Below are 26,968 nucleotides of genomic sequence, written 5' to 3'. Positions count from 1 at the left end.
CAGGCTTCTCCTAATCAGGCCAATGCCGCGCGCGCGGCGGCAAAGGCGTCCGGGGTATCAAGGTTGTAGGTCATCACGCCGTCGGCGCAACGCTTGTTCAGACCGGCCAGCACTTTGCCCGGACCGCACTCCACAAGCTGGGTCGCACCGCGACTGGCCAGGCATTGAATGGATTCGACCCAGCGTACCGGCTTGTACAACTGCTCCAGCAAATCACGCTTGAGCGTTGCCAGATCACTGGCCACGCTGGCACTGACGTTCTGTACCAGCGCAATTTCCGGCGCCTGCCATTCGATGGCTTCAACGGCCTCGGCGAAACGCTCGGCGGCCGGGCGCATCAGTTCGCAGTGCGATGGCACGCTGACCGGCAACGGCAAGGCGCGCTTGGCGCCACGGGCCTTGCACAGCTCCATGGCACGCTTGACGGCCTCGGCGGAACCGGCAATCACCACCTGGCCCGGCGAGTTGAAATTCACGGCACTGACGACCTCACCCTGTGCCGCTTCGGCGCAGGCTGCGATAACGTCGGCATCATCGAGCCCCAGAATGGCGGCCATGCCACCCTGACCCGCTGGTACCGCTTCCTGCATCAACTGGCCGCGACGCTCGACAAGCTTCACGGCGTCAGCCAGGCTCAGGCTTTGCGCGGCTACCAGTGCACTGTATTCACCCAGACTGTGACCGGCGACGAACGCAGGAACCGCACCGCCCTCGGCCAGCCACACATGCCACAAGGCAACCGAAGCGGTCAAAATGGCCGGCTGGGTCTTGTCGGTCTGGTTGAGCAGCTCGGCAGGACCGTTCTGAGTCAATGTCCACAGGTCATAGCCGAGGGCTTCGGAAGCCTGCTCGAAAGTGTCGAGGATCAGCGGATGTTGCGCGCCTTGTTCGGCGAGCATACCGAGCGATTGCGATCCTTGACCCGGAAAGACGAATGCGAGGGATGCAGACATTTGACAAGCCTCTGAATTATTGTCGCCAAAATGGGCGTCCGGACAGGCCGAACGCGGGAATTCTAATGTATATGACTGATCGGTTGGATGACTGACCAGTCTGATGCGTCACATTTTCAGCTTCGGTCGTCCTGGAACATCGTTTCAAGCCGCCCCTTCAAACGCTGTGGCAGGTTTTCACGGGACTCGACGAGCGCTCGATGAATCGCACTCTGAAAGCCTGAAACACTTGCAGAGCCATGGCTTTTCACCACGACCCCCTGCAACCCGAGCAGGCTCGCGCCATTATGACGGGCGGGCGCCAGGTCGGTCTGCAAGCGCTTCAGCAAGGGCAACGCCAGCGCGCCGACCGCCCTGCTGAGCAGATTGCGCTGGAACAGCGTCTCGATTCTGGCCGCAATCATGGTCGCCAGCCCCTCACTCGACTTGAGCAATACATTGCCGACGAAACCATCACACACCACCACGTCAGCCTCTCCCCTGTACAACCCGTCGCCTTCGACATAGCCAATGTAGTTAAGCCCCGAGGCAGACTGCAAAAGACCGGCAGCACGCTTGACCTGCTGATTGCCCTTGATGTCTTCAGTGCCCACATTGAGCAAGGCCACTCTGGGCGTTGCGACACCGAGGATCTCGGCAAGCACCGAGCCCATCACTGCAAACTGATAGAGCGCCTCGGCGCTGCAATCGACGTTCGCCCCCAGGTCCAGCAGCTGGCAATGACCGGAGCGAGTGGGAATGGCTGCGATCATTGCCGGGCGATCAATCCCTGGCAAGGTCTTGAGCACAAACCGGGAAAGCGCCATCAGCGCACCGGTATTGCCGGCACTGACACATGCCTGGGCCTGACCGCTGGCCACCAGCTCGAGAGCAACGCGCATGGAAGAGTCAGGCTTGCCACGCAACGCCTGAGACGGACGCTCGTCCATCGCAATCGCTTCACTGGCATGAATGACACGCAGGCGCGAACGATCCACGGCTTCATGAGCAGAGACGAGTTCTTCAATAAGGGAGGCTTGGCCGACAAGGACCAGGTGAAGCGAGGGAGTAGCTGTCAGGCACGCGAGGCTTGCCTGAACAATGTTGCGGGGACCGAAGTCCCCGCCCATTGCGTCGATCGCGATGATCGGAGCGGACAAGAAATTACTCGTCAGCGCCCTTGTCGATCACTTTGCGACCACGGTATACGCCTTCTGGCGATACGTGGTGACGCAGGTGAATTTCACCAGTGGTCTTTTCTACCGACAGAGTGCTTGCCTCAAGAGCGTCGTGCGAACGACGCATGTCACGGGCAGAGCGGGATTTTTTGTTCTGCTGAACAGCCATAATTGATTAACTCCTAAACGTTTGGGTCACGCTTTAACTGCGCCAATACACTGAACGGGTTGGACCGCGTTACCTCGTCCACGCTCGGTTCGGGCTCATCGAGACCCGCCGGTTGCTGGCATTCTTCAGGATGATGAGCAGGCACAATGGGCAAGGCGAGCAATAGCTCCTCCTCGATCAATGCCAGCAGATCCAAAGGATCTTCGCCCAGTTCCAGCACGTCATAACCTTTCGGTAACGACTGGGTATTCGCACCCTCCTTCACCACAACGTAACTGCATTCGCTGTGGATCGGCAGGGTCACCAGCTCAAGACAACGCTGGCAAACCATCTTGACCGGGACGTCTATCGAACTGTGGATAACCACAGAACGGCGTTCGTCACGCTCAAAAACGAATTTCGCCTGCACCGTACCGACAGTGTCGGCAAGCGGGTCGCAGAGTCTCTTCAGATCGCCCAGCAGCACTTCACCCTGAAGGGTAGTGCCGCGATCGGACAATTTGCGCGGGTCAACGTGAGATGGAATCGGGTCATTCAACATAGGCGCAGCATTCTAGGGATGCCCCCCGGGCATGTCAAAGGAAATTCAGGCCTGTTCGTCACTCCGGCCACTCTTTAGAATCAACGCTCAGCCTACGGAGAACCGCATGCCATCCCTGCTCCTCGCTTCCAGCTCCTCATACCGCCGCGAACTGCTCGCCCGCCTGCGCCTGCCATTCACCTGCAGGTCTCCGGATATCGATGAAAGCCGGCGACCGAACGAGGCCGCATTCGACCTCGTACAGCGCCTTGCCCGAGAGAAAGCCCAAGCGCTCGCCGCCGAGCATCCACACCACCTGATCATCGGCTCCGACCAGGTCGCCGTCCTTGACGAACAGGTCCTGGGCAAGCCACACAGCTTCGAGCGCGCACTGGAACAGCTGACGGCAGCGAGCGGCAAAAGCGTGACCTTCCTGACCGGCCTGGCCCTGCTCAATAGCTCGACCGGCGAGTGCCAGGTCGACTGCGTGCCTTTCACAGTGCACATGCGCGAACTCGACCGGGCCAGCATCGAACGCTATCTGCATGCCGAACTGCCCTATGACTGCGCTGGCAGCTTCAAGGCAGAAGGCCTTGGCGTCAGCCTGTTTCGCAGCACCGAAGGCAGTGACGCGACCAGCCTGATCGGCCTGCCGCTGATACGCCTGGTGGACATGCTAATAAAGGAAGGCGTCAGCGTACCCTGACCCTTACATATAAAGAACCCGGCCATTGGCCGGGTTCTTTATGCCTGCATCAAACCATCAACGCAGGCTTGGGCCGTTGAAACCGACCAGCATGGCAATTCGCTCGGCGATACTGGTGCCCAGCTTTTTCGAAAAGCGATCGAAAGGCGACTCTTCGACGGTGTACTCGACGATGTCCTTCTCCTTGATCACATCCCGCGCAACATAACTTGCACTGCCCAGACCATCCACCAGACCCAGCGCAACAGCCTGCTCGCCGGTCCAGATCAGCCCGGAGAACAGTTCCGGGTGATCCTTGTCCTTCAGCCGGTCGCCACGACCCTGTTTGACACTGGCAATGAACTGGCGATGAGTCGTGTCCAGCACACCCTGCCAGAACTGCGTTTCATCAGCCTTCTGCGGCTGGAACGGGTCAAGGAAGGCCTTGTGCTCGCCGGAGGTATAGGTACGACGGTCAACACCGAGCTTGTCCATGGCACCGACAAAACCGAAACCTGCTGCCGTCACACCGATCGACCCCACCAGACTGGCCTTGTCGGCATAGATCTGATCAGCGGCACTGGCGATGTAATAAGCCCCCGAAGCACCAAGATCAGTAATAACCGCATACACCTTGATGTCAGGCTTCGCCGCGCGCAAACGCCGGATTTCGTCGTAGACATAGCCCGACTGCACCGGACTGCCGCCCGGGCTGTTGATACGCAGAATGACACCCTTGGTCTTTTCATCCTCGAAGGCCTTCTGCAGCGCAGTGACAATGTTCTCGGCACTGGCCGCTTCCTTGTCGGCAATCACACCCTGCACATCGATCAGCGCAGTGTGGCTGGAACGGCGCGAAGTACCGCCCTCGAAATCCAGCATCGGGACGATCACTGCAACAAACAGGAACGCGAACGTCAGCAGCTTGAAAAAGATCCCCCAGCGACGCGCCCGGCGCTGCTCCTGAACACTGGCCAGTAGCGTCTTTTCAAGAAGCTTCCAGCTTTTTGCCTCTTCCCTGCCATTGCTGCCCTCGTCCGCGCTTTGCGAAACGGGTGCCTTCCATTCGTCAGACATGTTCCAATCACTCCAACCCGAAAACTAGACGCTGCGCCCGTTCAACCAGGTGCGCAGCTCGGAAAAATGCTCGATAGCCAGCCGCGGTTCGAACTGACGCAGCGACTCCAGTGGCTGAGCGCCATAGCCCACCGCAACCGAATCCATACCCGCATTGCGAGCCATCAGCAGATCGAACGAAGCATCGCCAATCATCAGCGAACGCTGCGGCGCAACACCACAGTGCGCCATGATCTCGTACAACATCAGCGGATCAGGCTTGCTGGCGGTCTCGTCGGCCGCCCGGGTAGCATCGAAGTAATCCTGCCAGCCATTGGCCTTCAGCACACGATCAAGCCCGCGACGCGCCTTGCCGGTAGCGACCGCCAGACGATAGCCGTCCTCGCGAAACGCCTGTATCGATTCCACCACACCGTCGAACAGCGGCGACGGCACGTTATCCATCGCCATGTAACTGTCCGCGTAGTGCTGCCGAAAATCGATCAGTTGATTGCCGCTGATCTGCGGATACAGGGTTCGAATCGCCTCGGGCAACCCCAGGCCGATAATCCCCTTGATCGCCGTATCGTCGCGAACTTCGAGGTCGGTCTCGATGGCCGCTGTGCGCATGGACAGGACGATGCGCCCGACCGAGTCGGCCAATGTGCCGTCCCAGTCGAAAATCAACAGATCGTAATCACGGCGCACACAGACGCTCCACTGTTTTGGCCCACATGTCATCGACAGGCGCCTGCACATTAAGTTTGCTGCCATCGGGCATCGGCACCGTCAGCATGTAGGCGTGCAGAAACAGACGCTTGCCGCCCAGATCGCGAATTTCGCGACTGAAATTCTCGTCACCGTACTTGGTGTCACCTGCAATGGCATGACCCGCATGCAAGGTGTGCACACGAATCTGGTGAGTACGCCCGGTGACCGGCTTGGCTTCGACCATGGTGGCAAAGTCGCCGAAACGACGCAGCACCTTGAAAATCGTCAGGGCTTCCTTGCCCTCTTCATTCACTTCGACCATGCGCTCGCCGGAGCGCAGGTTGCTTTTCATCAGCGGTGCACGCACCTGCTTCAACGCCGCTGCCCAGTTACCGCGGACCAGCGCCATGTAGCGCTTGTCGACGCCGTCGCCGCGCAGGGCTTCGTGCAGATGACGCAGCATGCTGCGTTTCTTGGCGATCATCAGCAGACCGGACGTGTCGCGATCGAGACGGTGCACCAGCTCGAGCTCCTTGGCATCCGGGCGCAGCTGGCGGAACGCTTCGATCACGCCAAAGCTCAGGCCGCTGCCGCCATGCACGGCGATACCTGCCGGCTTGTTGAGCACGATAAGCGCCTTGTCTTCATAGACGATCGCAGCTTCGAGACGCTGCAAAAGTGCCTGCGCGACCGGCACAGGCTCGTCGCGCTCAGGCACGCGCACAGGAGGAATGCGCACGATATCGCCTGCCTGCAACTTGTACTCCGGCTTGATCCGCCCCTTGTTCACACGCACTTCGCCTTTGCGCAAAATGCGGTAAATCAAGGTTTTGGGCACACCCTTGAGATAAGTGATCAGAAAGTTATCGATGCGTTGACCGGCAAGTTCCGGGGCAACCTCAACCAGCTGGACGCCGGGGGTTGGAGGGGCAATATTCGTCATGCCGCAAATGATAACAATTTTTTATGGATTTGAAGCACTTAATGATTGCTGCTATAGTCGCGAACGCCGCCAAAAGCGGCCGGACAGCGGACCAACGGTTGACAACCGGCCCTGACCAACGCAATTCACAAGGACGGGAGGCCGTCCTACGCAGTGTTCGGTGACAACGGAGCACGCTGAAAACGTAACAAGCGCAGGTGACATGAGGCCGGAAACACGCCTGACAGCAGAGCAGACAGCTCGCGGCCAGTGCGGACAGTTCATGGCCAGTTCACAAAGTGCAGTCGCTTTCAGACGCTACGAGCGAATGCTTCGGGAACAACGCCTCAAGCCATGATGCGCGACCTTCCCTATCGAAGGTCGCGGTAAATGCCAACCCGCTGCGGATTCTGCGCGCGGCAGCACCCGAATTATCAGGGATACGTGTAGGGTGGAGACGCACAACCATCGGACTGTGTAGCACAAGGCTTGTTCTAGACGCTTCATCTCGTCCGCTACCGATGGTCGATTCCTCCTCCTGACAAAGCTTTTGCTGAAAGGGGTGTCTTATGCCACCACAGCAAGCAGGAAACGTCGTCGCGACCCTCCGCCCCCTCTGGGCGAGGACCTCGCTAGACACTGGAGTGTCCAACCACTCCTGACGTGCCCTGACACCGACCGTGAGAAGTCGTGTGTGCCGAACGCCGTTTCCGGCAGCCCGGAAACCGACGGTACTACATGAAAAGAATGCTGATTAACGCAACTCAACCCGAAGAGTTGCGTGTTGCACTGGTAGACGGCCAGCGCCTCTACGACCTGGACATCGAGTCAGGTGCACGCGAGCAGAAGAAGGCCAACATCTATAAAGGCCGAATCACTCGCATCGAACCCAGCCTCGAGGCTGCCTTTGTCGATTTCGGCTCTGAGCGCCATGGCTTCCTGCCCCTCAAGGAAATCTCCCGCGAGTACTTCAAGAAAGCCCCTGAAGGCCGCGTCAACATCAAGGACGTCCTGAGCGAAGGCCAGGAAGTCATCGTTCAGGTCGAGAAAGAAGAACGTGGCAACAAGGGCGCAGCCCTGACCACCTTCATCAGCCTCGCAGGCCGCTATCTGGTTCTGATGCCGAACAACCCTCGTGCCGGCGGCATCTCGCGTCGTATCGAAGGCGAAGAGCGCAACGAACTGCGTGAAGCCCTCAACGGCCTGATCGCGCCAGCCGACATGGGTCTGATCGTTCGTACTGCCGGCCTGGGCCGCAGCAGCGAAGAAATGCAGTGGGACCTCGATTACCTGCTGCAACTGTGGACCGCCATCAAGGAAGCGTCCCTCGATCGCTCCGCCCCCTTCCTGATCTACCAGGAAAGCAACGTCATCATCCGCGCCATCCGTGACTACCTGCGCCAGGATATCGGTGAAGTCCTGATCGACAGCATCGAAGCCCAGGAAGAAGCACTGACCTTCATCCGTCAGGTGATGCCGCAGTACGCCAGCAAGATCAAGCTGTACGAAGACAGCGTTCCGCTGTTCAACCGCTTCCAGATCGAAAGCCAGATCGAAACCGCCTTCCAGCGCGTAGTCGAACTGCCTTCCGGTGGCTCCATCGTCATCGATCCGACCGAAGCCCTGGTGTCCATCGACATCAACTCGGCGCGCGCCACCAAAGGCAGCGACATCGAAGAAACCGCCCTGCAGACCAACCTTGAAGCGGCTGAGGAAATCGCCCGTCAACTGCGTCTGCGTGACATCGGCGGCCTGATCGTCATCGACTTCATCGACATGACGCCGGCCAAGAACCAGCGCGCCGTGGAAGAAAAAGTCCGTGAAAGCCTGGAAGCCGACCGTGCCCGCGTGCAGATCGGTCGTATTTCGCGCTTCGGTCTGCTGGAAATGTCCCGTCAGCGCCTGCGTCCATCGCTGGGCGAAAGCAGCGGCATCGTCTGCCCTCGCTGCAACGGCACCGGCATCATCCGTGATGTTGAATCGCTGTCGCTGGCCATCCTGCGCCTGATCGAAGAAGAAGCCCTGAAAGACCGCACTGCCGAAGTTCGCGCTCAGGTGCCGATCCCGGTCGCGGCCTTCCTGCTCAACGAAAAACGCAACTCGATCACCAAGATCGAACTGCGCACCCGCGCCCGCATCATCATTCTGCCGAACGATCAGCTGGAAACGCCGCACTTCGAAGTTCAGCGTCTGCGTGATGACAGCCCTGAAGCGCACAGCAGCCAGACCAGCTACGAAATCGCTGCTGCCGCTGCCGAAGTGGAAGAAATTGCACCACTGGCCGCCGCAACCCGCACCCTGGTTCGTCAGGAAGCAGCCGTCAAGACTGCCCCGGCTCGCGCCAATGCGCCGGTCCCGGTAGAAGCCGCGGCCCCTGCACCAACGCCTGCACCGGCACCTGTCGCTCACGAGCCAAGCCTGTTCAAGGGTCTGGTGAAATCCCTGGTCAGCCTGTTCGCGACCAAGGAAGAGCCTGTCGCTCCGGTCGTGGTTGAAAAGCCTGTTGCAGAACAGCGTCCAGCCCGCAACGAAGAACGCCGCAACGGCCGCCAGCAGAGCCGTGGCCGCAACAATCGCCGCGACGAAGAGCGCAAGCCTCGTGAAGAACGCGCCCCCCGCGAAGAACGTGCAGAGCGCGCACCTCGCGAAGAGCGTGCTCCGCGTGAGGAACGTGCACCTCGTGAAGAGCGCACCGTTCGCGAACCGCGTGAAGCCCGCGAAGAGTCGGCACCGCGCGAAGAGCGTCCAGCCCGTACCACCCGCGAACGCAAGCCGCGTGAAGCGCGCGAAGATCGTCCGGTTCGCGAACTGCGCGAGCCTCTGGATGCCGCCCCGGCGGTGAGCCTCGCTCGTGAGGAGCGCCCTGAACGCGCACCACGCGAAGAGCGCCAGCCGCGCGCAGCTCGTGAAGAACGTCAACCACGCGCCGAACAAGCCGCGGCTGCTGTGAGCGAAGAAGAGGAAGTGCTGCTCAACGAAGAGCAGACCAATGACGAGAACCAGGAAGGCAACGACGGTAGCGAAGGCGACCGCCCTCGCCGCCGCTCGCGTGGCCAGCGTCGTCGCAGCAATCGTCGTGAGCGTCAGCGCGATGCCAATGGCAACGTGATCGAAGGCTCCGAAGAGAACGGCAACGAAGAAGAAGGCAGCGCCACCGACCTGTCGGCGGGTCTGGGCTTCACCGCCGCAGCGTCCGCTGCCAGCAGCGTGATCAGCGCGCCTGCAGAAGCCGACGCGCATCAGCAGGCCGAACGTGCCAACAGCAACGCAGCCGCTGCAGACGCCGAGCCGGTGCATCAGGCACCTGCTGCCGAAGCATCTGCGACTGAAGCGCCCGTGACTGAAACGCCAGTAGCTGAAACGCCAGCCACCGAAGCAACGGTTGCCGAAAAAGCACCGACCGTTGCCGAGACGACTGTCGAAGCACCTGCCGTTGAAGCCCCTGTGGCAAACGATGCTCCTGTAGCACAGCCTGCTCCAGAGGTTGAAGTTCAGCCAGCAACGGTCGAAGCACCTGCGATTGCTGCACAGTCCGAACTGTTCGAAGCACCTCACGCAGAACGCGTAGTGCCGTTCAAGCCGACGCCAGAGCCAGCACCACAGGCGCCGGTCGAAGCAGCAGCTCATGAGGAAGTGCCAGCCACTGAATCATCCGAACTGCCAACGCCTGCACCTGCCGCTGTCGTCGAGCCGGTAGCGCTGAAAGAAGAGCCTGCTCCTTACGTCGCGCCTCAGCCGGTCGTTGAAGAACAGGCACCTGCCCCACAAGAGCAGGCACCTGCGGCTGAAGAAGCAGCGCCTGCACCAGTGGTCAGCAGCACAGGCCGCGCACCGAACGATCCTCGTGAAGTTCGTCGCCGCAAGCGTGAAGAAGAAGCACGTCGTCAACAGGAAGCCGCTGCTGCCAGCGCTCCAGTCGTCGAGGCAGCGCCTGCTGCCGCTGAAGCAGAATCGGCACAGCCTTCACCGGCAGCCGAGGAAAAGACCGAAGAAGCGGCAACTGAGCAACCAGCAGTTAAACCGCAACATGAAGCCGAGAAAGAAAACGAGCCTAAACCCCTCGTCTAATCCCGGCCCATGAAAAAGCCCCGCCTGTGCAAACAGGCGGGGCTTTTTCATGTCCGTTGGTTGAGGATTGCACCGTGCTCATCTTCAATACGCGGCGCTTGATCTGATCTCTTCGCGAGCGAGCCCCCCACAAGAGCCCCTCGGCTATCAGTAGAGGTTCGGCTCCATCTCCAGCTCGACACCAAAACGTTCAGCGATGTCGGTCTGGATACGGCGCGCCAGACTTAGCAACTGCAAGCCACTTGCCTGCCCATAGTTGACCAGCACCAGCGACTGCAGCTTGTGCACGCCAGCATCACCATCGCGATACCCCTTCCAGCCCGCTTGCTCGATAAGCCACCCGGCCGCCAGCTTCACCCGGCCATCGTCCTGCGGGTAGCCGACCACGCCTGGGTGCTGCTGTTTGATCGTCGCGTACAGTTCGGCAGCGATAATCGGGTTTTTAAAGAAACTGCCGGCATTGCCCAGCACCGCGGGGTCAGGCAGCTTTTCACTGCGAATGGCGCAGATCGCACGGCTGACATCGAACGGCGTCGGCCGATCGATACCCTGCTCGTCGAGACGCTGACGAACCGGGCCATATTCGAGGTGCAGGCGAGCTACGCGACTGAGCTTGAAACGCACACGCAGGATCAACCAGCGCGCGACCTGATGCTTGAACACGCTGTCGCGGTAGCCGAACGCACAGTCCGGCAGAGAAAACTCGCGCAATTCGCCGGTTTCACGATCCAGCGCAGTCAGGCTATGGAAGACATCCTTGATCTCGACGCCATAAGCGCCGATGTTCTGCATGGGCGCCGCGCCAACGGTGCCTGGGATCAGACTGAGGTTTTCCAGCCCCGCCAGCCCCAGCTCCAGACAGGACTGCACGAACGGATGCCAGGGCTCGCCGGCCTCTGCCTCGACAATCGACTCGAGACAGTCCTCGTGCACGATGCGAATGCCGCGGCTGGCCATGCGCACCACCAGTGACTGCACGTCAGCGCTGAGCAGCAGGTTGCTGCCACCGCCAATCACCAGCAGTGGCACATCGTGCTCGGCCGAATAGGCCAGCGCCTCGCGAACGTCATCATCGCTATGCGCTTCGGCAAATAACCGGGCTTGCACATCAACACCGAACGTATTGAACGGCTTGAGGGAAATCGCGGACTGCACCTGCAAGGTCATACCCTCGCCTTCCCGAACCACTGGACGAAGCGCATCAACCCTCCAGCAAGCGCCTGACGCGCTCCAGGTCTTCAGGCGTATCGACGCCACCGGGTGGCGCTTCGAGCGCGTCGGCAACGTGAATCCGCACGCCATTCCACAGCGCACGCAATTGTTCCAGGCTTTCGGTGTTTTCCAGCCAGCACGGGCCCCAGCTGACGAAGTCATGCAGGAAGCCCGCACGGTAGGCGTAGATACCGATGTGCCGACGATAAGGCACGCCGGCAGGCAACTGGTCGCGGTTTGCTGCGAGCGCATCGCGCGCCCACGGCAAGGGAGCCCGGCTGAACGTCAGCGCCAGGCCGTTGATGTCCGTAGCCACCTTGACGATGTTGGGGTTGAACAACGCGGCCACGTCGTCGATAGGCTCGGCCAGCGTAGACATGCCAGCCTCGGGATGGGCGGCCAGATTGGACGCCACCTGATCGATCACCGCAGGCGGGATCATCGGCTCGTCGCCCTGCACATTGACCACAATCGCGTCAGCCGCCAGGCCCAATTGCGCAGCCACCTCGGCCAGACGATCGGTACCGGAGTTGTGATCGTCGCGCGTCAGCAGCACTTCGGCACCAAAAGCCTGACAGGCTTCGACAATGCGTGCATCGTCAGTGGCAATCACCACGCGTTCGGCGCTGCTCTTGCACGCCTGCTCCCAGACCAGTTGAACCATGGGTTTGCCGGCAATGGTTTTCAGCGGCTTGCCCGGAAAGCGGCTGGAGCCATAGCGCGCGGGAATGACAACGGTAAACGCTGCGGTCATTTTTCCAGCCGCTCGTCGGTGCTCAGGGTGCGAGCTTCGCTTTCGAGCATCACCGGGATGCCGTCGCGCACCGGATAGGCAAGACCTGCGCCCTTGCTGATCAGCTCGGTCTTGTCGGCGCTGAGCTTCAATGGTCCCTTGCAGACGGGGCAAGCGAGGATATCGAGTAGTTTGGTGTCCATAGGAGATCCTGAAGCAATCATGGAGAGAGACGTAGCAGTTGCTGGTCGAACCAACCGACAAAGGCATCGGAAGGTACTGCATCCACTGCCAGATACCACCAGTCATCAGCGGCAAAGGCACGACATTTAACCGCATCCTTCTCGGTCATGACCAAGGGCAGCGCGGGGGTAAATGTCAGCGCCTCGGCACTGTAGACAGCATGGTCGGCGAATGCGTGAGTCACCGGCCGCCAGTGTAATCCTTCGAGGGTATTGAAGAAACGTTGGGGATTGCCGATTCCGGCGACAGCATGCAGCGCCTGCCCGGCCGGAAAATAATCCACCGGCTGACGTTCGCCACTGCGCAGATTGATCAGCGCTGAAGGCTTGAGCCTGAAGGCGTAGCCATCGTCCCTGTCAGCCGTCGCGCCGTTATAAAGCAAGGCGTCGACACTGCTCAGCCGCTCGACCGGTTCGCGTAACGGCCCGGCAGGCAGACAACGGCGATTGCCCAGACCACGGGCGGCATCGATCAGCACCAGCTCCAGGTCGCGGGCCAGCCGGTAATGCTGCAAGCCGTCGTCGGAAAGAATCACATCCAGCGGTTCGGCAGCGAGCAAGGCCTGTACGGCGCGACTGCGATCCGGATCGATCATCAGCGGCACGCCGCAGCGCTGCACGATGAGCAGGGGCTCGTCCCCCGCCTCGCTGGCACTTTGTTCAGGCAGGACGCGCCACGGCAGGCTTGGCGGCTTGGCGCCATAACCACGGCTGACCACACCGACACGCAGGCCGCGACGTCGGCAGTGCTCGATCATCCAGAGAATCAACGGCGTCTTGCCAGTGCCACCGACAGTGATATTACCCACCACGATGACCGGCACCGGCGCGCGATAGATATCGCCCTCGCCCGCCAGAAACCGTGCCCGTTTGCGCTCTACGACACGCCGGTAAAGGCCTTCGAGCGGGCGCAACAGCGTCAGCGCAGGGTGGCCCTTGTACCAGGCATCGAGCAAACGGTCAGTGAATGCCATCAGTTAGCCGGTGTGGCCTCGACGGTGGTCATGCGCAAATGACTGAAGCCCAGCTTGCCCGCCGCATCCATGGCCGTGATGACCGACTGGTGCGGGGTCTTACCGTCGGCGCTGATCGACAGCGGCAGGCTGGTATCGCCCGCCGACTCGCGCTGCAGCGCCTCAATCAGCGTCGCCAGATCGTTTTTCGGCAACAACTGATTGTTCAGCGAGAAAATCCCGTCGGCGTTGATGGCAATGTCCAGCTGTTTGGCGCTGGCGTCCACGTCCGGCGTTCCGGTAACGGCCTGTGGCAGATCGACCCGCAACTGGGTTTCGCGAGTGAAGGTGGTCGTCACAATGAAGAACAGCAGCAGGATGAACACCACATCAATCAGAGAGACCAGATTGATGTCGATGTTTTCCCGGGGTCTGCGACGGCGAAATTTCACTTCTTCTTGCCCCCGCCCGCTCTGGCCAGCGACTTGAGATCGATCTTGGCGTCGATCAGATCGACATCGCGGTCACCCTGCACCACTTCAACCAGACGAATGGCCTGTTGTTCCATGCCCACCACCAGCTCATCGACGCGGCTCTGCAGAAAGCGATGAAAGAAGATCGCCGGGATCGCGACGATAAGACCCGACGCCGTACAGATCAGCGCCTTGGAAATACCACCTGCCAGCACGCCGGCGTTGGCGGTGGCCCCGGAGCTGTTGAACGAGCCGAAGATATCGATCATGCCCAGCACGGTGCCCAGCAAACCAAGCAGCGGCGCCATGGCAGCGATCGAACCCAGTGCGCTGAGGTAGCGCTCCAGCTCATGAATGACCCGCGCAGCGGCTTCTTCGATGCATTCCTTCATGATCTCGCGACCATGCCTGGAATTGGCCAGACCTGCGGCAAGGATTTCACCCAGCGGCGAGTCAGCGCGCAGCTGCTTGAGTTTTTCGCCGTCCAGCTTCTTTTCCTGAATCCACTGCCAGACCTGCCCGAGCAGGTGCGGTGGCGTGATACGGCTGGCACGCAACGTCCACAGGCGCTCGATGATGATGCCGGCGGCGGCGATGGAGCTCAGAATAATCGGCAGCATCATCCAGCCGCCAGATTTGACCAGTTCCCACACAGTGATCACTCCCTCGAAAAATTGGCGCCACTCTACCATAGGGTCGCCAAGTGCCGAACGCCGAGATCGATATCCATTCACTCAATCACGCCAGAAGCGCCGTTGCGCGCGCTCGGCCTTTGGCAACCCGAACGTACCCAGTTGCAGACGCACAGCGCCCAGCTCGGCGCTGTCGTAACTGGCGATGCCCAGGCCTCGATAGCGCGCCATGACCAACGGGTGCGGGTGACCGAACGCATTGTTGCGACCACGGGAAATCAGCACGCCAACCGGTGCCACGGCGCGAAGAAACGCTTTGGACGACGAGGTCCGGCTGCCGTGATGCGGCGACTGCAACCAGTGAGCACGCAGGTCGAACCCGCTGTCGATTGCCGCGCGCTCGGCGCTCACGTCGATATCGCCCGCCAGCAGCAGACGCTCGCCCCTGGCGTCGACGCTGAGGATGCAGGAGGCTGGATTGCCATCAGGCCCTTGCTCCCAGCGCCACGTGGAAAACACCACGCCATCCCACTCCCAGCGTGCACCGCTCTCGCACAATCGGGCGTCGAGTTGCGGCGCGAGTCTGGCCAGCTCGCCGCCCAGCACCCGGCTCACCGGAAAGGCCTGATGAACCGCAGCCGCACCTCCGGCATGGTCTGCGTCGGAATGGCTGATCAACATCAGGTCAAGATGGCGAACACCCGCCTTGCGCATGGCGGGCACGACCACGCGCTGACCGATATCGAACTCACCGAAACGTGGACCTGCGTCATACAGGAGGGTGTGATTGCGGGTGCGCAGGAGAATCGCCAGGCCCTGCCCCACATCCAGTTGCAACACGTCTACCTGACCTTCAGGCACTGATTCGAGCGGCGGAAAAACGCACAGCAACAGCAACGGCCAGCCCAGCGGACGCATGGGCAGACCCTTGGGCAGCAACAAGAGCAAGGCCCCGAGCAGACTCAACCACCATGCCCAGACCGGCACCGCAGTGGGCAGCCAGGCCGGCAATGCTGCAGCCACCGCGCCGAGGAACACGAACAGCCACTGCAGCGCCCCGCCCGCCAGCCACAGCAAACCTTCGCCGACCACAGGGACCGGCAGCAACAGCGTTCCGAGCAATGCCGGAGGCAGGACGATCACGCTGACCCAAGGCACGGCAAGCAAGTTGGCAAACGGCCCGCTGAGGCTGATCGGCAGGTTGAGCGCCAGCAGAATCGGCAACAAGCCGACGGCGATCAGCCATTGCGCCCGTGTCCAGCTCTGCCACCAGCGCAAGGCGCCGAGACGCCCGCTGAAAATCAGGATCAGAATGCCGACCGCCGCGAAGGACAGCCAGAAACCCGGCTGCAGCGTCACTAGCGGCTCGAAGATCAGCACCGCGTTGAAGGACAGCAACAAGGGCCAGACCACGCCCAGGTGCCGAAAACGCAAGCGCCACAGCAGCACCATCGCGACCATCACACAGGCGCGCCGGACTGGCACCTCGAAACCAGCCAGCAGTCCATAGCCCAGTGCAGCGCTGAACGCCAGTGCACACGCCCACGGCAGCCAGGGTAAAGAGCGTGGCCACAGCCCCCAGCGCGCCAGTCCTGCGACCAAAGCGTAAATCACCCCGGCCAGCAAACCGATGTGCTGGCCGGAAATGACCAGCAGGTGCACAGTGCCGGTATCCTGCAACACCTGCCAGTCGGTACTCGACAATCCTGAGCCATCGCCCAGCACCAGCGCTGCCAGACCGCCCTCCCGGCCCTGCGCATTGACCGCCAGCAGGCGCTGACGAATCGCATCGCGCCAGGCGGCACGCGCGGGTGCCAATAGCTGACCATCCACCACCGTGCCAGTCGCACCGATGCGCTGCGCCAGCAGCCAGGCCTCATAGTCGAAAGCATCCGGATTGACCAGCCCGGACGGTCGCTTGAGTTTGACCGCCATGCGCCAGCGCTCGCCGCTGTTCACCGGCTGGCCGCCGTACCAGGCCACCCGGATTCGTGCGGGCAACTTGGCGCGTCGTGACCAGGCGCCTTCCAGCTCGAAACGCACCACACCTTCGGCGACACTCGGCAAACCGACCACTTTGCCTTGCACCCACAGCGTCTGACCGTCCAGACGCGGCGCCAACCGGTCACTCAGCGCCCACTGCGCCGACACGCAGGCCCAGGTGAAACCGAGCAGGAACAACGTCAGTGGATAGGTACGGAACGGCAGCAGCATCAACGCCAGTATCGGCATCAGCAGCAATAGCCAGGTCGGCGGCAGCGCCGGTAGAAAACGCAGGGCAAGCAGCCCGAGCGCGAGCGCGATCATCCCTGTGCGCATGACGGTTCCTTGCAGCGGAAAGCCTCAAGAATCAGTGCACTGGGGAAATGTCGGAAGAGGTGGTGTGTTGCAGAATCTGAACGGCCGGTCCCGGCCAACGCCCGACCCGCCAGCCTGGCGGGTCGAAGCCAATGTGTTACTGACGCATACCGCGACCGCTCACCAGCAACCTGGCGCAGCCGATATATAGCACGATGGTCGCCACGATCATGAACGCCAGGGCGATGCTGATCTTGATGTCGGAGACGCCCAGAATGCCGTAACGGAAGGCATTGACCATGTGCAGGACCGGGTTGGCCAGCGACACGGTCTGCCAGAACGGCGGCAACAGGTTGATCGAGTAGAACACGCCGCCCAGGTAGGTCAGCGGGGTCAGGACGAAGGTCGGGATGATCGAGATGTCATCGAAGTTGCGCGCAAACACTGCGTTGATGAAGCCCAGCAGCGAGAAAATCGTCGCGGTCAGCACCACCACCAGGATGGTCACGCCCAAGTGGTGCACTTGCAGGTCGGTGAAAAACATCGACAGCATGGTGACGATGAAACCGACCATCAGACCACGCAACACACCGCCCAGGGTGTAACCGACCAGAATGGTGTGCGGCGAGACCGGCGACACCATCAGCTCTTCGATGGAGTGCTGAAACTTGGCACCGAAGAAGCTCGACACCACGTTGCCGTAGGAGTTGGTGATCACCGACATCATGATCAGCCCCGGCACGATGTACTGCATGTAGGTAAAGCCGCCCATGTCACCGATCTGGCGACCGATGAGGTTACCGAAGATGACGAAGTACAGAACCATGGTGATGGCTGGCGGCAGCAGGGTCTGCGGCCAGATCCGCATGAAGCGGTGCACTTCACGGTAGACGATGGTTTTCAGGGCAATCAGGTTGGGGCGCAACTCGCCGTTGGGTACGGTCATACCGCCACCTTCGCGAGGTTTTTTTCCACCAGGGACACAAACAACTCCTCAAGGCGATTGGATTTGTTACGCAGGCTCAAGACTTCGATGTTCTGGAAGGCCAACTGGCTGAACAGCGCAGTGATGCCGACGTTCTTGTCGACCTGCACTTCCAGGGTGTGGCTGTCGAGCAGGCGGCAAGGGAAACCGGGCAATTGTGGCGCGGTCTGCCAGGACGCCTTGAGATCGAGCACGAACGTCTCGACGGTCAACGTGCTGAGCAGCTGCTTCATGCCGGTGTTCTGCACGATCACCCCATGGTCGATGATGCCGATGTTGCGGCACAGCTGTTCAGCCTCTTCCAGGTAGTGCGTGGTGAGGATGATGGTGATGCCTTTGCTGTTCAGCTCGGTCAGAAAGGTCCACATCGACCGGCGCAACTCGATGTCCACGCCTGCGGTGGGTTCGTCGAGGATCAGCAGGCGCGGCTCGTGAATCAGCGCACGGGCGATCATCAGACGCCGCTTCATGCCGCCGGACAGCGAACGTGAAGGCACATCGCGCTTTTCCCACAGCCCCAGTTGCGTCAGGTACTGCTCGGCGCGCTCCTTGGCGATTTTCGCCGGGATGCCGTAGTAGCCCGCCTGAGTGACGACGATGTCCAGGGTCTTCTCGAACTGGTTGAAGTTGAACTCCTGCGGCACGACACCGATGCAACGCTTGAGCGCAGCGGGCTCGCGATCCAGGTCGTGGCCAAAGATGTTCACCGTACCGCTGGTCTTGTTGACCAGTGTCGAGATGATGCCGATGGTGGTGGATTTGCCAGCGCCGTTGGGGCCCAGCAAAGCGAAGAAATCACCTTCGGCGACGTCCAGATCGATGCCATTCAAGGCCTGGAAACCGTTGCCGTAGGTTTTGGTTAACTGCCGAATGGACAGAGCGGAAGACATATCGGGAAAGGTACTCATCAGAAAAAGGAATTGAAGATGACTGTCACCAGCCGCCTGCCGTGACGACCCAGCCGCGCAATGGTGCTCGGCTGCGCCGTTCAAGTACAGACACATCTGTTAATAGTAAATATCGAGCACCGGACATGCACCCGATCAGCCCTTTCTCCTGCTCACATCACATGCTCAGGTCAGGGAGGTCATGACCGCCTTGCGATAAGCCGGGCGCGTCTTGAGACGCTCATACCAGGCTTGGAGGTGAGGCAGCGGCGGACGTTCAATCGGCATTTCAAACCAGCCGTAGGCGAAGCATCCCAAGGGAATATCGCCCATACCGAACGCATTGCCAGACAGATAGGGCTGTCGCGACAGCGCCTCGTCGGCCACCAGCAGCAGGCTGTGCAGCGTCTTGATGCCTTGCTCGATGGCCGGCCAGTCCTGCTTGTCGGCCGGCGTGCGCACTACGCCCCAGAACACCGGGCTGAACGGTGCGGCGATGGTCGAGGTGGTCCAGTCCATCCATTTGTCTGCGTTGGCGCGGGCCTGCAGGTCTGCGGGGTATAAATCAGAATCGGGGGCATGGCGGGCGGCCAGATAGCGCACGATGGCGTTGGACTCCCACATCACGAAGTCGCCGTCTTCGATCATCGGAATCCGGCCGTTGGGGTTTTTCGCGCGATAGGCCGCTTCGTTGACCAGGCCGAATGCACCACCGGCGTCCTGCGTCTCGTAGGGCACGCCCACTTCCTCGGCAATCCAGAGTGCCTTGCGCACATTGCTGGAATTCTTCCGCCCCCAGATCTTGAGCATTGCGTTCCCCTCGCAGTCGCTGATAAATAAGGCTCACAGTCTACCCCGAAGCGGCGGCAACTTACTCGTCAACCAGGGGTCACTATCGATGTCGCCTCATCACTGCCTGGCGACCAGTTTGATCGCTGCCACGGCGGCGGTCATCACGGAGGAATACTTATGCTGTTGTTGTGGATTGTTGTGCTGGTCGTCGGCATTGCCTGGCTGGCTCATCGGCGAACCGCCCCGCTCCCGGCGCTTGGCGTGGTAGCTGTCTACCTGCTGGCCATGGGCATTTTCAGTCACGCGCCAGGATGGCTGCTGACAGTGTTCTGGTTGCTCTGGCTGGCAGTGTTCATACCGGTAATGCTGCCAGATCTGCGCCGCAAGCATTTCACTGCGCCGATGTTCAGCTGGTTTCAAAAAGTCCTGCCGCCGATGTCGCAAACCGAGCGCGATGCGATCGATGCCGGCACGGTCTGGTGGGATGGCGAGCTGTTCAGCGGTCGCCCGGACTGGGATAAGCTGCTGGCCTACCCGAAAGTCCAACTGACCGAAGAGGAACAGGCCTTTATCGACGGGCCGACCGAAGAACTCTGCGCGATGGTCAGCGACTGGGAAATCGGCCAGGCCATGGACCTGCCGCCTGAAGCCTGGGCGCACATGAAAGCGCACGGTTTCTTCGCGCTGATCATCCCCAAGGAATTCGGTGGCAAGGGCTTCTCCGCCTACGCCCACTCCCAGGTGGCCATGAAGCTGGCCACCCGCAGCGGCGACCTGGCGTCCACAGTGATGGTGCCCAACTCCCTCGGCCCGGCCGAATTGCTGCTGCATTACGGCACCGACGAGCAACGCAATCATTACCTGCCGCGTCTGGCACGTGGCGAAGACATTCCCTGCTTCGCGCTGACCGGTCCGCTGGCCGGTTCCGATGCAGGCGCAATGACCGACACCGGGATCATCTGCAAAGGTCAGTGGCAGGGTGAAGAAGTCATCGGCCTGCGCCTGACCTGGGAAAAACGCTACATCACCCTCGGCCCGGTCGCCACTCTGCTCGGCCTGGCCTTCAAGGCTCACGACCCTGAGCACCTGCTCGGCGAAAAAGAAGATCTGGGCATCAGCCTGGCGCTGATTCCGACCGAGACGCCCGGCGTGGAAATCGGCCGCCGTCACCTGCCTCTGGGCGCGGCGTTCATGAACGGCCCCAACTCGGGCAAGGACGTGTTCATCCCGCTGAGCTACCTGATCGGTGGTCAGCCGATGCTGGGCAAGGGCTGGATGATGCTGATGAACTGCCTGTCGGTGGGTCGTTCGATCTCGCTGCCGGCCGTCGGCACCGGCGCTGCCAAGTACACCAGCCTGGTCACTGGCCAGTACGCGAAGGTGCGTGAGCAGTTCAACGTGCCTATCTCCGCATTCGAAGGCATCCAGGAGGCACTGGCGCGCATCGGCGGCAACGCCTGGCTGATGGACAGTGCGCGCATGCTGACGGCCAATGCGGTCGATCTGGGCGAGAAGCCATCGGTGCTCTCGGCGATCCTCAAGTACCACCTGACAGAGCGTGGCCGCGAGTGTATCGGTCACGCCATGGACGTGCATGGCGGCAAGGGCATCATCATGGGCCCGAACAATTACCTGGGTCGCAACTGGCAAGGCGCGCCGATCTTCATCACCGTCGAGGGCGCCAACATCCTCTCGCGCAACCTGATGATCTTCGGCCAGGGCGCGATTCGCTGCCATCCGTTCGTGCTCAAGGAAATGGCCTTGGCCGGGCGTGAGGACAAACAGCAGGCGCTGACCGAGTTTGACAGCCTGCTGCTCAAACACATCGGTTTTGCGGTGAGCAATGCCGCCAGCACCTTCATCCTCAATCTGGGATTCGGTCATTTTGAAAGAGCGCCGGGCAACGGTCTCAGCCAGGGCTACTTCCGCGCGCTTAACCGCCAGGCAGCCGCGTTCGCGATGCTCGCCGACTTGAGCATGATGCTGCTGGGTGGCGAATTGAAACGCCGCGAACGCCTGTCGGCCCGCCTGGGCGACGTGCTCAGCCATATGTACCTGGCCTCGGCGGCGCTCAAGCGTTATCACGACCTCGGATCGCCGGACCACATGAGCCCCTTGTTCCGCTGGGCCATGGAAGAAAGCCTGGGGCATTCGGAACGTGCGATGGACGAAATCCTCAGCAACTTCCCCAACCGCATACTGGGCGGGGTGCTGCGTGCCGTAGTGTTCCCGTTCGGTCGCCGGCACAAGGGACCGTCGGACAGACTGGATGCCGAAGTTGCCCAGGTACTGGGCCGCGCCAAGGGCGATCCGACGTTGGAAGAGTTGCTGGCAGGCTGCTATCGCCCGCAATCGGCAGACGATCCGGTCGGCGCACTGCAACAGGCCATCGATCTGCTCAGCGCTGCGTATCCGCTGCACAAGAAGCTGCAAGTGGCAATCAAGAGTGGTCAGGTCAAGCCGGACGCTGGCGAGCCTGTCATCGACGCCGCGCTGCGCATCGGTGTGTTGCAGGCCGACGAAGCGCAGACCCTGCGTACCGCCGAGGCAGCCCGCCGCAAGGTGATCGATGTGGATGATTTCGACAAGGAAGAGCTGACCCTGGCAGCCGGCAAGATTCGCTGATAGTCAGGTCGCACCACACAGCAGGCGCGTAGAGCTTTATACTCTCGCGCCTGTTTTTGCATTTGAGGATTACCCAATGGCCGACGCCACTCTCGATCACCAACTTGGCCTGCTGGCACACCTGCGCAGCATTCTGGTCGCGCTGGGCGAGGCCGAGCAGGTTCCGGAAGAAAGCCACGCGCTGTTCATGGAGCGTTTCGACGAACTGGTCGAGCTGCTGCCGCAGGATCCCATCGAAAGCCAGTACCTGGGTCAGGACATCCTCTGCCAGGTCATCCAGCGCTACCCGCAAATCGCGCACCTGGTACCGCGCGACTTGCTGTGGTTCTTCGCCGGAGACTGCCTGCATTTCATGCCGGATGATGAAATCGAGCTGTATCAGGCGCTGGAAGAACGCCGCTACGAAGCCGAGCAGAACGAAGAACCGTTCGACTGGAATCAGGAGAAACAGCTGCTGAGCATGTCGACACAGGGCAGCAAGCACTGAGCATTCCCCACTTCAAGCCTGCTCCGGAGGTCATCCGGGCAGGAGGCCAGTCAACCCGCGCCAATACGCCACACTGTGCCAACCATCGATTAATACGATAATTCTGTCCTGCCATTCGAATAAATTTATCGAATAAACAGGTATACCATGACACTTCGTATCACCTGATAAGGAGTGCTCTCTCTCCCATGACTCAATTTCGTAAAGTCCTGTCCATTCAAACGGGTCAGCCAGCGTCCGATGGCGCGGGCGTCAAACTCACGCGTGTTTTTGGCGGGCGTGGCGTGGAGCAGTTCGACCCTTTTCTGATGCTGGACGAGTTCGGGTCGGACAAGCCGGATGACTACATCGCCGGCTTTCCACCTCACCCGCACCGGGGCTTCGAAACGGTGACCTACATGCTTGAGGGCCGTATGCGTCATGAAGACCATATGGGCAATGTCGGCCTTCTGCAGGGCGGCGGTGTGCAGTGGATGACTGCGGCACGCGGGATCATTCACAGCGAAATGCCTGAACAGGAAGAAGGCACCATGCGCGGCTTTCAGCTCTGGCTGAACCTGCCGGGCAAGAACAAGCTGAGCGATGCCAGCTACCAGGACATCCAGCCGGAAAACGTTCCGAGTGTGACCACTCAGGCCGGTGTGCAGGTGGTGGTATTGGCCGGGCATTTCGACGATGGCCAGGTTCGCCAGGCCGGGGCGGTACAGCGCCCGGACACCGAGCCGTTGTACTTTGACTTTGATATGCCTGCCGGCAGCCGTATCAGCCCGCACGTACCCGAAGGGCACCTTGTGCTGCTGTACGTCTATGAAGGCAGTGTCGAGCTGGAAGGCAGCACCCAGCCGATCGGTAAACGCCAAATGGCACGCCTGTCCGACAGTGGTGAGGTGCAGATCAGCAGCGCCGCTGGTGCGCGGCTGTTACTGATTGCAGGCAAGCCGTTGCGTGAGCCGATCGTGCAATACGGCCCCTTCGTGATGAACACCAAGGAAGAGATCGAGCAGGCGATTCGTGACTTCCGGGAAGATCGTCTGACCGCGTGAAACCGGTTCAAGCCGTCAGACTCCCCTTCGTCTGTACTGGCCCCTTCACCGGCAAGGCAAATCGCCTTGCCGGTTTCAGAGCAGATACCAGCGCGACTCAGACCAGCACAGGGTTCTGCTTGCCTGGGTCGATCTTGTAACGTTCGATGGCCTGCGCTACTACCTTGCGCTCGACTTTGCCGTCATCGGCCAGCGCCTTGAGCGCAGCCACCGCCACGAAGTAACGGTCCACCTCGAAAAAATGACGCAGTGATTCACGCGTATCGGACTGGCCAAAGCCGTCAGTACCCAGTGCCACGAAACGGCGCATGGGTACAAACGGACGGATCTGGTCGGCGAAGATTTTCATGTAATCGGTCGCCACGATCACCGGCCCTTCCCTGTCTGCCAGACAGCTTTCCACGTAACTCAGACGCGGCTCCTGCTCGGGATTCAGCAGGTTCCAGCGCTCGGCATCCTGGCCTTCACGACGCAGTTCGGTCAGGCTGGTGACGCTCCAGATTTCGCTGCTCACGCCAAAGTCGTCTTCGAGCAATCTGGCGGCCGCGATGACTTCCAGAAGGATCGACCCGCAGCCCATCAACTGCACGTGCTTGCCGGTATTGATCGATGCACTGGCCTGCAACGGGTACATGCCCTTGAGAATGCCGGCCTCGGCGCCTTCGGGCAGATCCGGGTGCGGGTAGTTCTCGTTGAGCAAGGTGATGTAGTAATAGATGTCCTCATTTTCGGCAAACATACGACGCATGCCGTCCTGAATGATCACCGCCAGCTCGAAGGCAAATGTCGGGTCGTAAGACACGCAGCAAGGTATCGTCGACGACATGACATGGCTGTGCCCGTCGTCATGCTGCAGCCCCTCGCCCATCAGTGTGGTTCGACCTGACGTGGCGCCCAGCAGGAAGCCTCGCGCCCTGGCGTCGCCCGCAGCCCAGGCAAGATCGCCCACCCGCTGGAAGCCGAACATCGAGTAGAAGATATAGAACGGCACGGTCATCACACCGTGGTTGGCGTAGGAAGTACTGGCCGCGATCCAGGAAGAAATCGCACCTGACTCATTCAGCCCTTCCTGCATGATCTGCCCGTCGGTGCTTTCCTTGTAGTAGCTCAGCTGCCCTGCATCCTGCGGCGTGTACAACTGACCGACGTGGGAATGAATACCGATCTGACGGAACAGATTTTCCATACCGAAGGTTCGTGACTCATCCGGCACGATCGGCACGATCAGTTTGCCGATGTTCGGATCCTTGAGCAGCGTCGAGAGGATGCGCACAAAGGCCATGGTCGTGGATATGCCGCGATCGCCGGTGTTCTTGAGCTGGGTATCCAGCACCGAGAGCGGCGGAATCTGCAGGGTGGCGGCGTCACTGAAACGGGCCGGAATGTAACCGCCCAGTTGAGCCCGGCGAGCCTTGAGGTACAGCGCTTCGGTACTGCCCTCGGCCGGTTTCAGGTACGGCATGTCGCCCAGCTGGTCATCGGTGATGTCCAGCGAGAAGCGGTCGCGGAAGGCCTTGATCGCCTCTGCCCCGAGCTTCTTCAACTGGTGGTTGATGTTCTGCCCCTCACCCGCCTCGCCCATGCCGAAACCTTTGACGGTCTTGGCCAGGATCACGGTCGGCCCACCCTTGTGGCGCATCGCGGCAGCGTAGGCGTTGTAGACTTTTTCCGGATCGTGGCCGCCACGCGAGAGCTTCCAGATGTCGTCATCGCTCATGTCGCTGACCAGTTCCAGCAGCTCCGGGTATTTGCCGAAGAAATGCTCGCGAACGTAGGCGCCATTCTGGGATTTGTAGTTCTGGTACTCGCCGTCCACGCATTCCATCATGCGCTGACGCAGCAGCCCGCTCTTGTCCTTATCGAGCAGCGCATCCCAGCCGCCGCCCCAAATGACCTTGATCACGTTCCAGCCAGCGGCGCGATACAGACTTTCGAACTCCTGGATGACCTTGCTGTTGCCGCGTACCGGCCCGTCAAGGCGTTGCAGGTTGCAGTTGACGACGAAAATGATGTTGTCGAGTTTCTCGCGCCCGGCCAGAGCAATGGCTGCCTGTGACTCAGGCTGATCCATCTCGCCATCGCCCAGGAACGCCCAGACCTTGCGTCCTTGATGCTCCTTGAGGCCGCGATTCTCCAGGTAGCGCATGAAGCGTGCCTGATACGCCGCAGTGATGGGCCCCAGCCCCATGGAGACGGTGGGGAACTGCCAGAAGTCCGGCATCAGGCGCGGGTGCGGATAGGAAGAAATGCCGTCACGATCGGTTTCGCGACGGAAGTTGTCCAGTTGCTCCTCGCTCAGACGACCTTCCAGATACGCCCGGCCGTAAATGCCTGGCGAAGAATGGCCCTGAATATAAACAAGGTCACCGGCGAACTGCTCGGTACGTCCCCGGAAGAAGTGGTCGAACCCGACGTCGTAAAGCACGGCAGCTGATGCGTAGGACGCGATATGGCCGCCCACGCCGGAATGCTTGCCGGCACGCAGCACCATCACCAGGGCGTTCCAGCGGATGAACGCGTTGATACGTTTTTCAACCTGAAGGTCGCCCGGATAAGGCTGCTGGCGGTCACTGGGAATGGTGTTGACGTAAGGCGTGGTGACCCGACCGTAGAAATCGCCATGTTGGGCGACGTCGAAGTCCAGCAGCTGATCGATCAGATAGTGCGCGCGCGGGCGCCCTTCAGTGTTGAGTACCGACTCAATCGATTCGAGCCATTCGCGGGTTTCTTGCGGATCCTCGTCAAGAAACCGGGGTTGCTGTGCCATCGTCGCCTCCTACTGTGATGCGGCAGTGGACGCCGGACAGGCGTCTGCCTTGAAAAATCTGATTGCAATTGCAATCACATAGCGGAATTTATCCCGCGCTCGGTTACTATTGCAACCCTCAAGAATTTCAGACAAAGGTGAATCATGTCGTCAGCCGAACCGGATACGTGGTTCAGATTCGTCAGGGCACACCGCTGTCTGATTCGCGAAATCGAACGACGTCTGGCGGCGGCCCAGCTGCCGCCCTATGCGTGGTATGACGCGCTCTGGGGCATTGAAAGCGGCCCGCAAGGCATGCGCCGCATGCATGAACTGGCCGATGTCATGGCCATTGAACGCTACAACCTGACTCGTCTGGTCGACCGACTCGAAAGTGAAGGGCTGGTGGCACGCCACAGGTCCGACAGCGATGGCCGAGGCGCCGTGGCAGCGATCACCGACAAGGGCCGGACCCTGCGCAAACAGATGTGGCAGGTTTACGAAACGGCAGTCGACGAGCTGTTTCTGGCGCAATTCGACGACCAGCAGCGCCGCGTGTTCGCCGACGCGCTGGAGCGTGCCGCGCTGGCCGCCCGGCAAAGCGCTGGAAAAGGCTGAC

Annotated in this window: 24 protein-coding genes; 6 read left to right on the top strand and 18 right to left on the bottom strand. The window is 60.8% G+C overall.

The window, feature by feature from the left end; genetic code table 11:
- Positions 1 to 14: 14 nt before the first annotated feature.
- The 4 genes from fabD to GE543_RS10435 all read right to left on the bottom strand — a co-directional run bounded on the left by fabD (position 15) and on the right by GE543_RS10435 (position 2,820).
- Positions 15 to 953, bottom strand: a complete 939-nt coding sequence (fabD, locus tag GE543_RS10450; RefSeq protein ID WP_153221396.1) for an ACP S-malonyltransferase — start codon at positions 951 to 953, stop codon at positions 15 to 17.
- Positions 954 to 1,069: 116 nt separating this feature from the next.
- A complete protein-coding gene (gene plsX / locus GE543_RS10445) occupies positions 1,070 to 2,092 on the bottom strand; it encodes a phosphate acyltransferase PlsX (RefSeq protein WP_032702702.1) in 1,023 nt (340 codons plus the stop codon).
- 4 nt (positions 2,093 to 2,096) lie between these two features.
- Entirely contained in the window at positions 2,097 to 2,279 is a 183-nt protein-coding gene (gene rpmF / locus GE543_RS10440; protein WP_002552688.1) for a 50S ribosomal protein L32, read from the bottom strand.
- 13 nt (positions 2,280 to 2,292) lie between these two features.
- A complete protein-coding gene (locus GE543_RS10435; protein ID WP_003390869.1) occupies positions 2,293 to 2,820 on the bottom strand; it encodes a YceD family protein in 528 nt (175 codons plus the stop codon).
- Positions 2,821 to 2,926: 106 nt separating this feature from the next.
- Between GE543_RS10435 and GE543_RS10430 the strand changes: the two genes are divergently transcribed.
- Positions 2,927 to 3,505, top strand: coding sequence for a nucleoside triphosphate pyrophosphatase (locus GE543_RS10430; protein WP_178118588.1), 579 nt, complete (start codon positions 2,927 to 2,929; stop codon positions 3,503 to 3,505).
- Between the two features lie 57 nt (positions 3,506 to 3,562).
- Here GE543_RS10430 and sppA read toward each other — a convergent pair whose 3' ends face one another.
- The 3 genes from sppA to rluC are packed head-to-tail and all read right to left on the bottom strand — an operon-like array spanning position 3,563 to position 6,194.
- The gene (sppA, locus tag GE543_RS10425; protein ID WP_003409602.1) at positions 3,563 to 4,561 is read right to left on the bottom strand and encodes a signal peptide peptidase SppA; all 999 of its coding nucleotides are present in this window, start codon (positions 4,559 to 4,561) and stop codon (positions 3,563 to 3,565) included.
- A gap of 24 nt (positions 4,562 to 4,585) precedes the next feature.
- Positions 4,586 to 5,248, bottom strand: coding sequence for an HAD-IA family hydrolase (locus GE543_RS10420; RefSeq protein ID WP_003415673.1), 663 nt, complete (start codon positions 5,246 to 5,248; stop codon positions 4,586 to 4,588).
- On the bottom strand, positions 5,238 to 6,194 hold the full coding sequence (gene rluC, locus GE543_RS10415) for a 23S rRNA pseudouridine(955/2504/2580) synthase RluC (protein ID WP_003415672.1): 957 nt from the start codon (positions 6,192 to 6,194) through the stop codon (positions 5,238 to 5,240). The genes GE543_RS10420 and rluC overlap by 11 nt, the downstream gene beginning before the upstream one ends.
- 726 nt (positions 6,195 to 6,920) lie before the next feature.
- Here rluC and rne point away from each other — a divergent pair.
- Positions 6,921 to 10,241: a ribonuclease E gene (gene rne, locus GE543_RS10410; protein ID WP_178118587.1), complete on the top strand. Its 3,321-nt coding sequence runs from the start codon at positions 6,921 to 6,923 to the stop codon at positions 10,239 to 10,241.
- Between the two features lie 147 nt (positions 10,242 to 10,388).
- Here rne and murB read toward each other — a convergent pair whose 3' ends face one another.
- The 10 genes from murB to GE543_RS10360 all read right to left on the bottom strand — a co-directional run bounded on the left by murB (position 10,389) and on the right by GE543_RS10360 (position 19,466).
- Entirely contained in the window at positions 10,389 to 11,408 is a 1,020-nt protein-coding gene (murB, locus tag GE543_RS10405; RefSeq protein ID WP_003409590.1) for a UDP-N-acetylmuramate dehydrogenase, read from the bottom strand.
- 34 nt (positions 11,409 to 11,442) lie between these two features.
- Positions 11,443 to 12,207, bottom strand: a complete 765-nt coding sequence (gene kdsB, locus GE543_RS10400; protein ID WP_003317470.1) for a 3-deoxy-manno-octulosonate cytidylyltransferase — start codon at positions 12,205 to 12,207, stop codon at positions 11,443 to 11,445.
- Positions 12,204 to 12,389 (bottom strand): Trm112 family protein, encoded by a 186-nt coding sequence (locus GE543_RS10395; protein WP_002552679.1) that lies wholly within the window; start codon positions 12,387 to 12,389, stop codon positions 12,204 to 12,206. The genes kdsB and GE543_RS10395 overlap by 4 nt, the downstream gene beginning before the upstream one ends.
- 17 nt (positions 12,390 to 12,406) lie before the next feature.
- Complete coding sequence (gene lpxK / locus GE543_RS10390; protein ID WP_046270562.1) at positions 12,407 to 13,402, bottom strand: tetraacyldisaccharide 4'-kinase; 996 nt, start codon at positions 13,400 to 13,402, stop codon at positions 12,407 to 12,409.
- A complete protein-coding gene (locus tag GE543_RS10385) occupies positions 13,402 to 13,833 on the bottom strand; it encodes a biopolymer transporter ExbD (protein ID WP_003409582.1) in 432 nt (143 codons plus the stop codon). The genes lpxK and GE543_RS10385 overlap by 1 nt, the downstream gene beginning before the upstream one ends.
- Entirely contained in the window at positions 13,830 to 14,507 is a 678-nt protein-coding gene (locus tag GE543_RS10380; RefSeq protein ID WP_002552676.1) for a MotA/TolQ/ExbB proton channel family protein, read from the bottom strand. The genes GE543_RS10385 and GE543_RS10380 overlap by 4 nt, the downstream gene beginning before the upstream one ends.
- A gap of 81 nt (positions 14,508 to 14,588) precedes the next feature.
- Positions 14,589 to 16,805: a DNA internalization-related competence protein ComEC/Rec2 gene (locus tag GE543_RS10375; RefSeq protein ID WP_153221392.1), complete on the bottom strand. Its 2,217-nt coding sequence runs from the start codon at positions 16,803 to 16,805 to the stop codon at positions 14,589 to 14,591.
- A gap of 136 nt (positions 16,806 to 16,941) precedes the next feature.
- The gene (locus GE543_RS10370; protein WP_153221391.1) at positions 16,942 to 17,730 is read right to left on the bottom strand and encodes an ABC transporter permease; all 789 of its coding nucleotides are present in this window, start codon (positions 17,728 to 17,730) and stop codon (positions 16,942 to 16,944) included.
- Positions 17,727 to 18,659 (bottom strand): ABC transporter ATP-binding protein, encoded by a 933-nt coding sequence (locus GE543_RS10365; protein WP_003317464.1) that lies wholly within the window; start codon positions 18,657 to 18,659, stop codon positions 17,727 to 17,729. The genes GE543_RS10370 and GE543_RS10365 overlap by 4 nt, the downstream gene beginning before the upstream one ends.
- 183 nt (positions 18,660 to 18,842) lie before the next feature.
- Positions 18,843 to 19,466, bottom strand: a complete 624-nt coding sequence (locus GE543_RS10360; RefSeq protein ID WP_153221390.1) for a glutathione S-transferase — start codon at positions 19,464 to 19,466, stop codon at positions 18,843 to 18,845.
- A 159-nt stretch (positions 19,467 to 19,625) separates the two neighbouring features.
- Between GE543_RS10360 and GE543_RS10355 the strand changes: the two genes are divergently transcribed.
- The 3 genes from GE543_RS10355 (at position 19,626) to GE543_RS10345 (ending at position 23,603) form a co-directional block, all read left to right on the top strand.
- The gene (locus tag GE543_RS10355) at positions 19,626 to 22,073 is read left to right on the top strand and encodes an acyl-CoA dehydrogenase (RefSeq protein ID WP_153221389.1); all 2,448 of its coding nucleotides are present in this window, start codon (positions 19,626 to 19,628) and stop codon (positions 22,071 to 22,073) included.
- A gap of 76 nt (positions 22,074 to 22,149) precedes the next feature.
- Positions 22,150 to 22,560: a PA2817 family protein gene (locus GE543_RS10350; protein ID WP_003317460.1), complete on the top strand. Its 411-nt coding sequence runs from the start codon at positions 22,150 to 22,152 to the stop codon at positions 22,558 to 22,560.
- 188 nt (positions 22,561 to 22,748) lie between these two features.
- Entirely contained in the window at positions 22,749 to 23,603 is an 855-nt protein-coding gene (locus GE543_RS10345) for a pirin family protein (protein ID WP_003415663.1), read from the top strand.
- 97 nt (positions 23,604 to 23,700) lie between these two features.
- Here GE543_RS10345 and aceE read toward each other — a convergent pair whose 3' ends face one another.
- Positions 23,701 to 26,370 carry a pyruvate dehydrogenase (acetyl-transferring), homodimeric type gene (aceE, locus tag GE543_RS10340; RefSeq protein WP_153221388.1) on the bottom strand — a complete coding sequence of 890 codons (2,670 nt, stop codon included), beginning with the start codon at positions 26,368 to 26,370 and terminating at the stop codon, positions 23,701 to 23,703.
- Positions 26,371 to 26,514: 144 nt separating this feature from the next.
- Here aceE and GE543_RS10335 point away from each other — a divergent pair, with 144 nt between their 5' ends.
- Positions 26,515 to 26,967 (top strand): MarR family winged helix-turn-helix transcriptional regulator, encoded by a 453-nt coding sequence (locus tag GE543_RS10335; RefSeq protein ID WP_153221387.1) that lies wholly within the window; start codon positions 26,515 to 26,517, stop codon positions 26,965 to 26,967.
- The last annotated feature ends 1 nt before the right edge of the window (position 26,968 follow it).

It is taken from the genome of Pseudomonas sp. SZ57 (assembly GCF_009495975.1).
Taxonomy (GTDB): Bacteria; Pseudomonadota; Gammaproteobacteria; order Pseudomonadales; family Pseudomonadaceae; genus Aquipseudomonas; species Aquipseudomonas syringae.
Note: the sequence above shows the minus strand (reverse complement) of the source record. Positions and strands in the feature narration are given on the sequence as shown.

Coding starts and splice junctions, on each gene's coding strand:
- fabD (WP_153221396.1), bottom strand. CDS start 953: ATGTCTGCATCCCTCGCATTCGTCTTTCCGGGTCAAGGATCGCAATCG.
- rpmF (WP_002552688.1), bottom strand. CDS start 2,279: ATGGCTGTTCAGCAGAACAAAAAATCCCGCTCTGCCCGTGACATGCGT.
- GE543_RS10435 (WP_003390869.1), bottom strand. CDS start 2,820: ATGTTGAATGACCCGATTCCATCTCACGTTGACCCGCGCAAATTGTCC.
- GE543_RS10430 (WP_178118588.1), top strand. CDS start 2,927: ATGCCATCCCTGCTCCTCGCTTCCAGCTCCTCATACCGCCGCGAACTG.
- sppA (WP_003409602.1), bottom strand. CDS start 4,561: ATGTCTGACGAATGGAAGGCACCCGTTTCGCAAAGCGCGGACGAGGGC.
- rluC (WP_003415672.1), bottom strand. CDS start 6,194: ATGACGAATATTGCCCCTCCAACCCCCGGCGTCCAGCTGGTTGAGGTT.
- rne (WP_178118587.1), top strand. CDS start 6,921: ATGCTGATTAACGCAACTCAACCCGAAGAGTTGCGTGTTGCACTGGTA.
- murB (WP_003409590.1), bottom strand. CDS start 11,408: ATGACCTTGCAGGTGCAGTCCGCGATTTCCCTCAAGCCGTTCAATACG.
- kdsB (WP_003317470.1), bottom strand. CDS start 12,207: ATGACCGCAGCGTTTACCGTTGTCATTCCCGCGCGCTATGGCTCCAGC.
- GE543_RS10395 (WP_002552679.1), bottom strand. CDS start 12,389: ATGGACACCAAACTACTCGATATCCTCGCTTGCCCCGTCTGCAAGGGA.
- lpxK (WP_046270562.1), bottom strand. CDS start 13,402: ATGGCATTCACTGACCGTTTGCTCGATGCCTGGTACAAGGGCCACCCT.
- GE543_RS10375 (WP_153221392.1), bottom strand. CDS start 16,805: ATGCGCACAGGGATGATCGCGCTCGCGCTCGGGCTGCTTGCCCTGCGT.
- GE543_RS10370 (WP_153221391.1), bottom strand. CDS start 17,730: ATGACCGTACCCAACGGCGAGTTGCGCCCCAACCTGATTGCCCTGAAA.
- GE543_RS10365 (WP_003317464.1), bottom strand. CDS start 18,659: ATGTCTTCCGCTCTGTCCATTCGGCAGTTAACCAAAACCTACGGCAAC.
- GE543_RS10360 (WP_153221390.1), bottom strand. CDS start 19,466: ATGCTCAAGATCTGGGGGCGGAAGAATTCCAGCAATGTGCGCAAGGCA.
- GE543_RS10355 (WP_153221389.1), top strand. CDS start 19,626: ATGCTGTTGTTGTGGATTGTTGTGCTGGTCGTCGGCATTGCCTGGCTG.
- GE543_RS10350 (WP_003317460.1), top strand. CDS start 22,150: ATGGCCGACGCCACTCTCGATCACCAACTTGGCCTGCTGGCACACCTG.
- GE543_RS10345 (WP_003415663.1), top strand. CDS start 22,749: ATGACTCAATTTCGTAAAGTCCTGTCCATTCAAACGGGTCAGCCAGCG.
- aceE (WP_153221388.1), bottom strand. CDS start 26,370: ATGGCACAGCAACCCCGGTTTCTTGACGAGGATCCGCAAGAAACCCGC.
- GE543_RS10335 (WP_153221387.1), top strand. CDS start 26,515: ATGTCGTCAGCCGAACCGGATACGTGGTTCAGATTCGTCAGGGCACAC.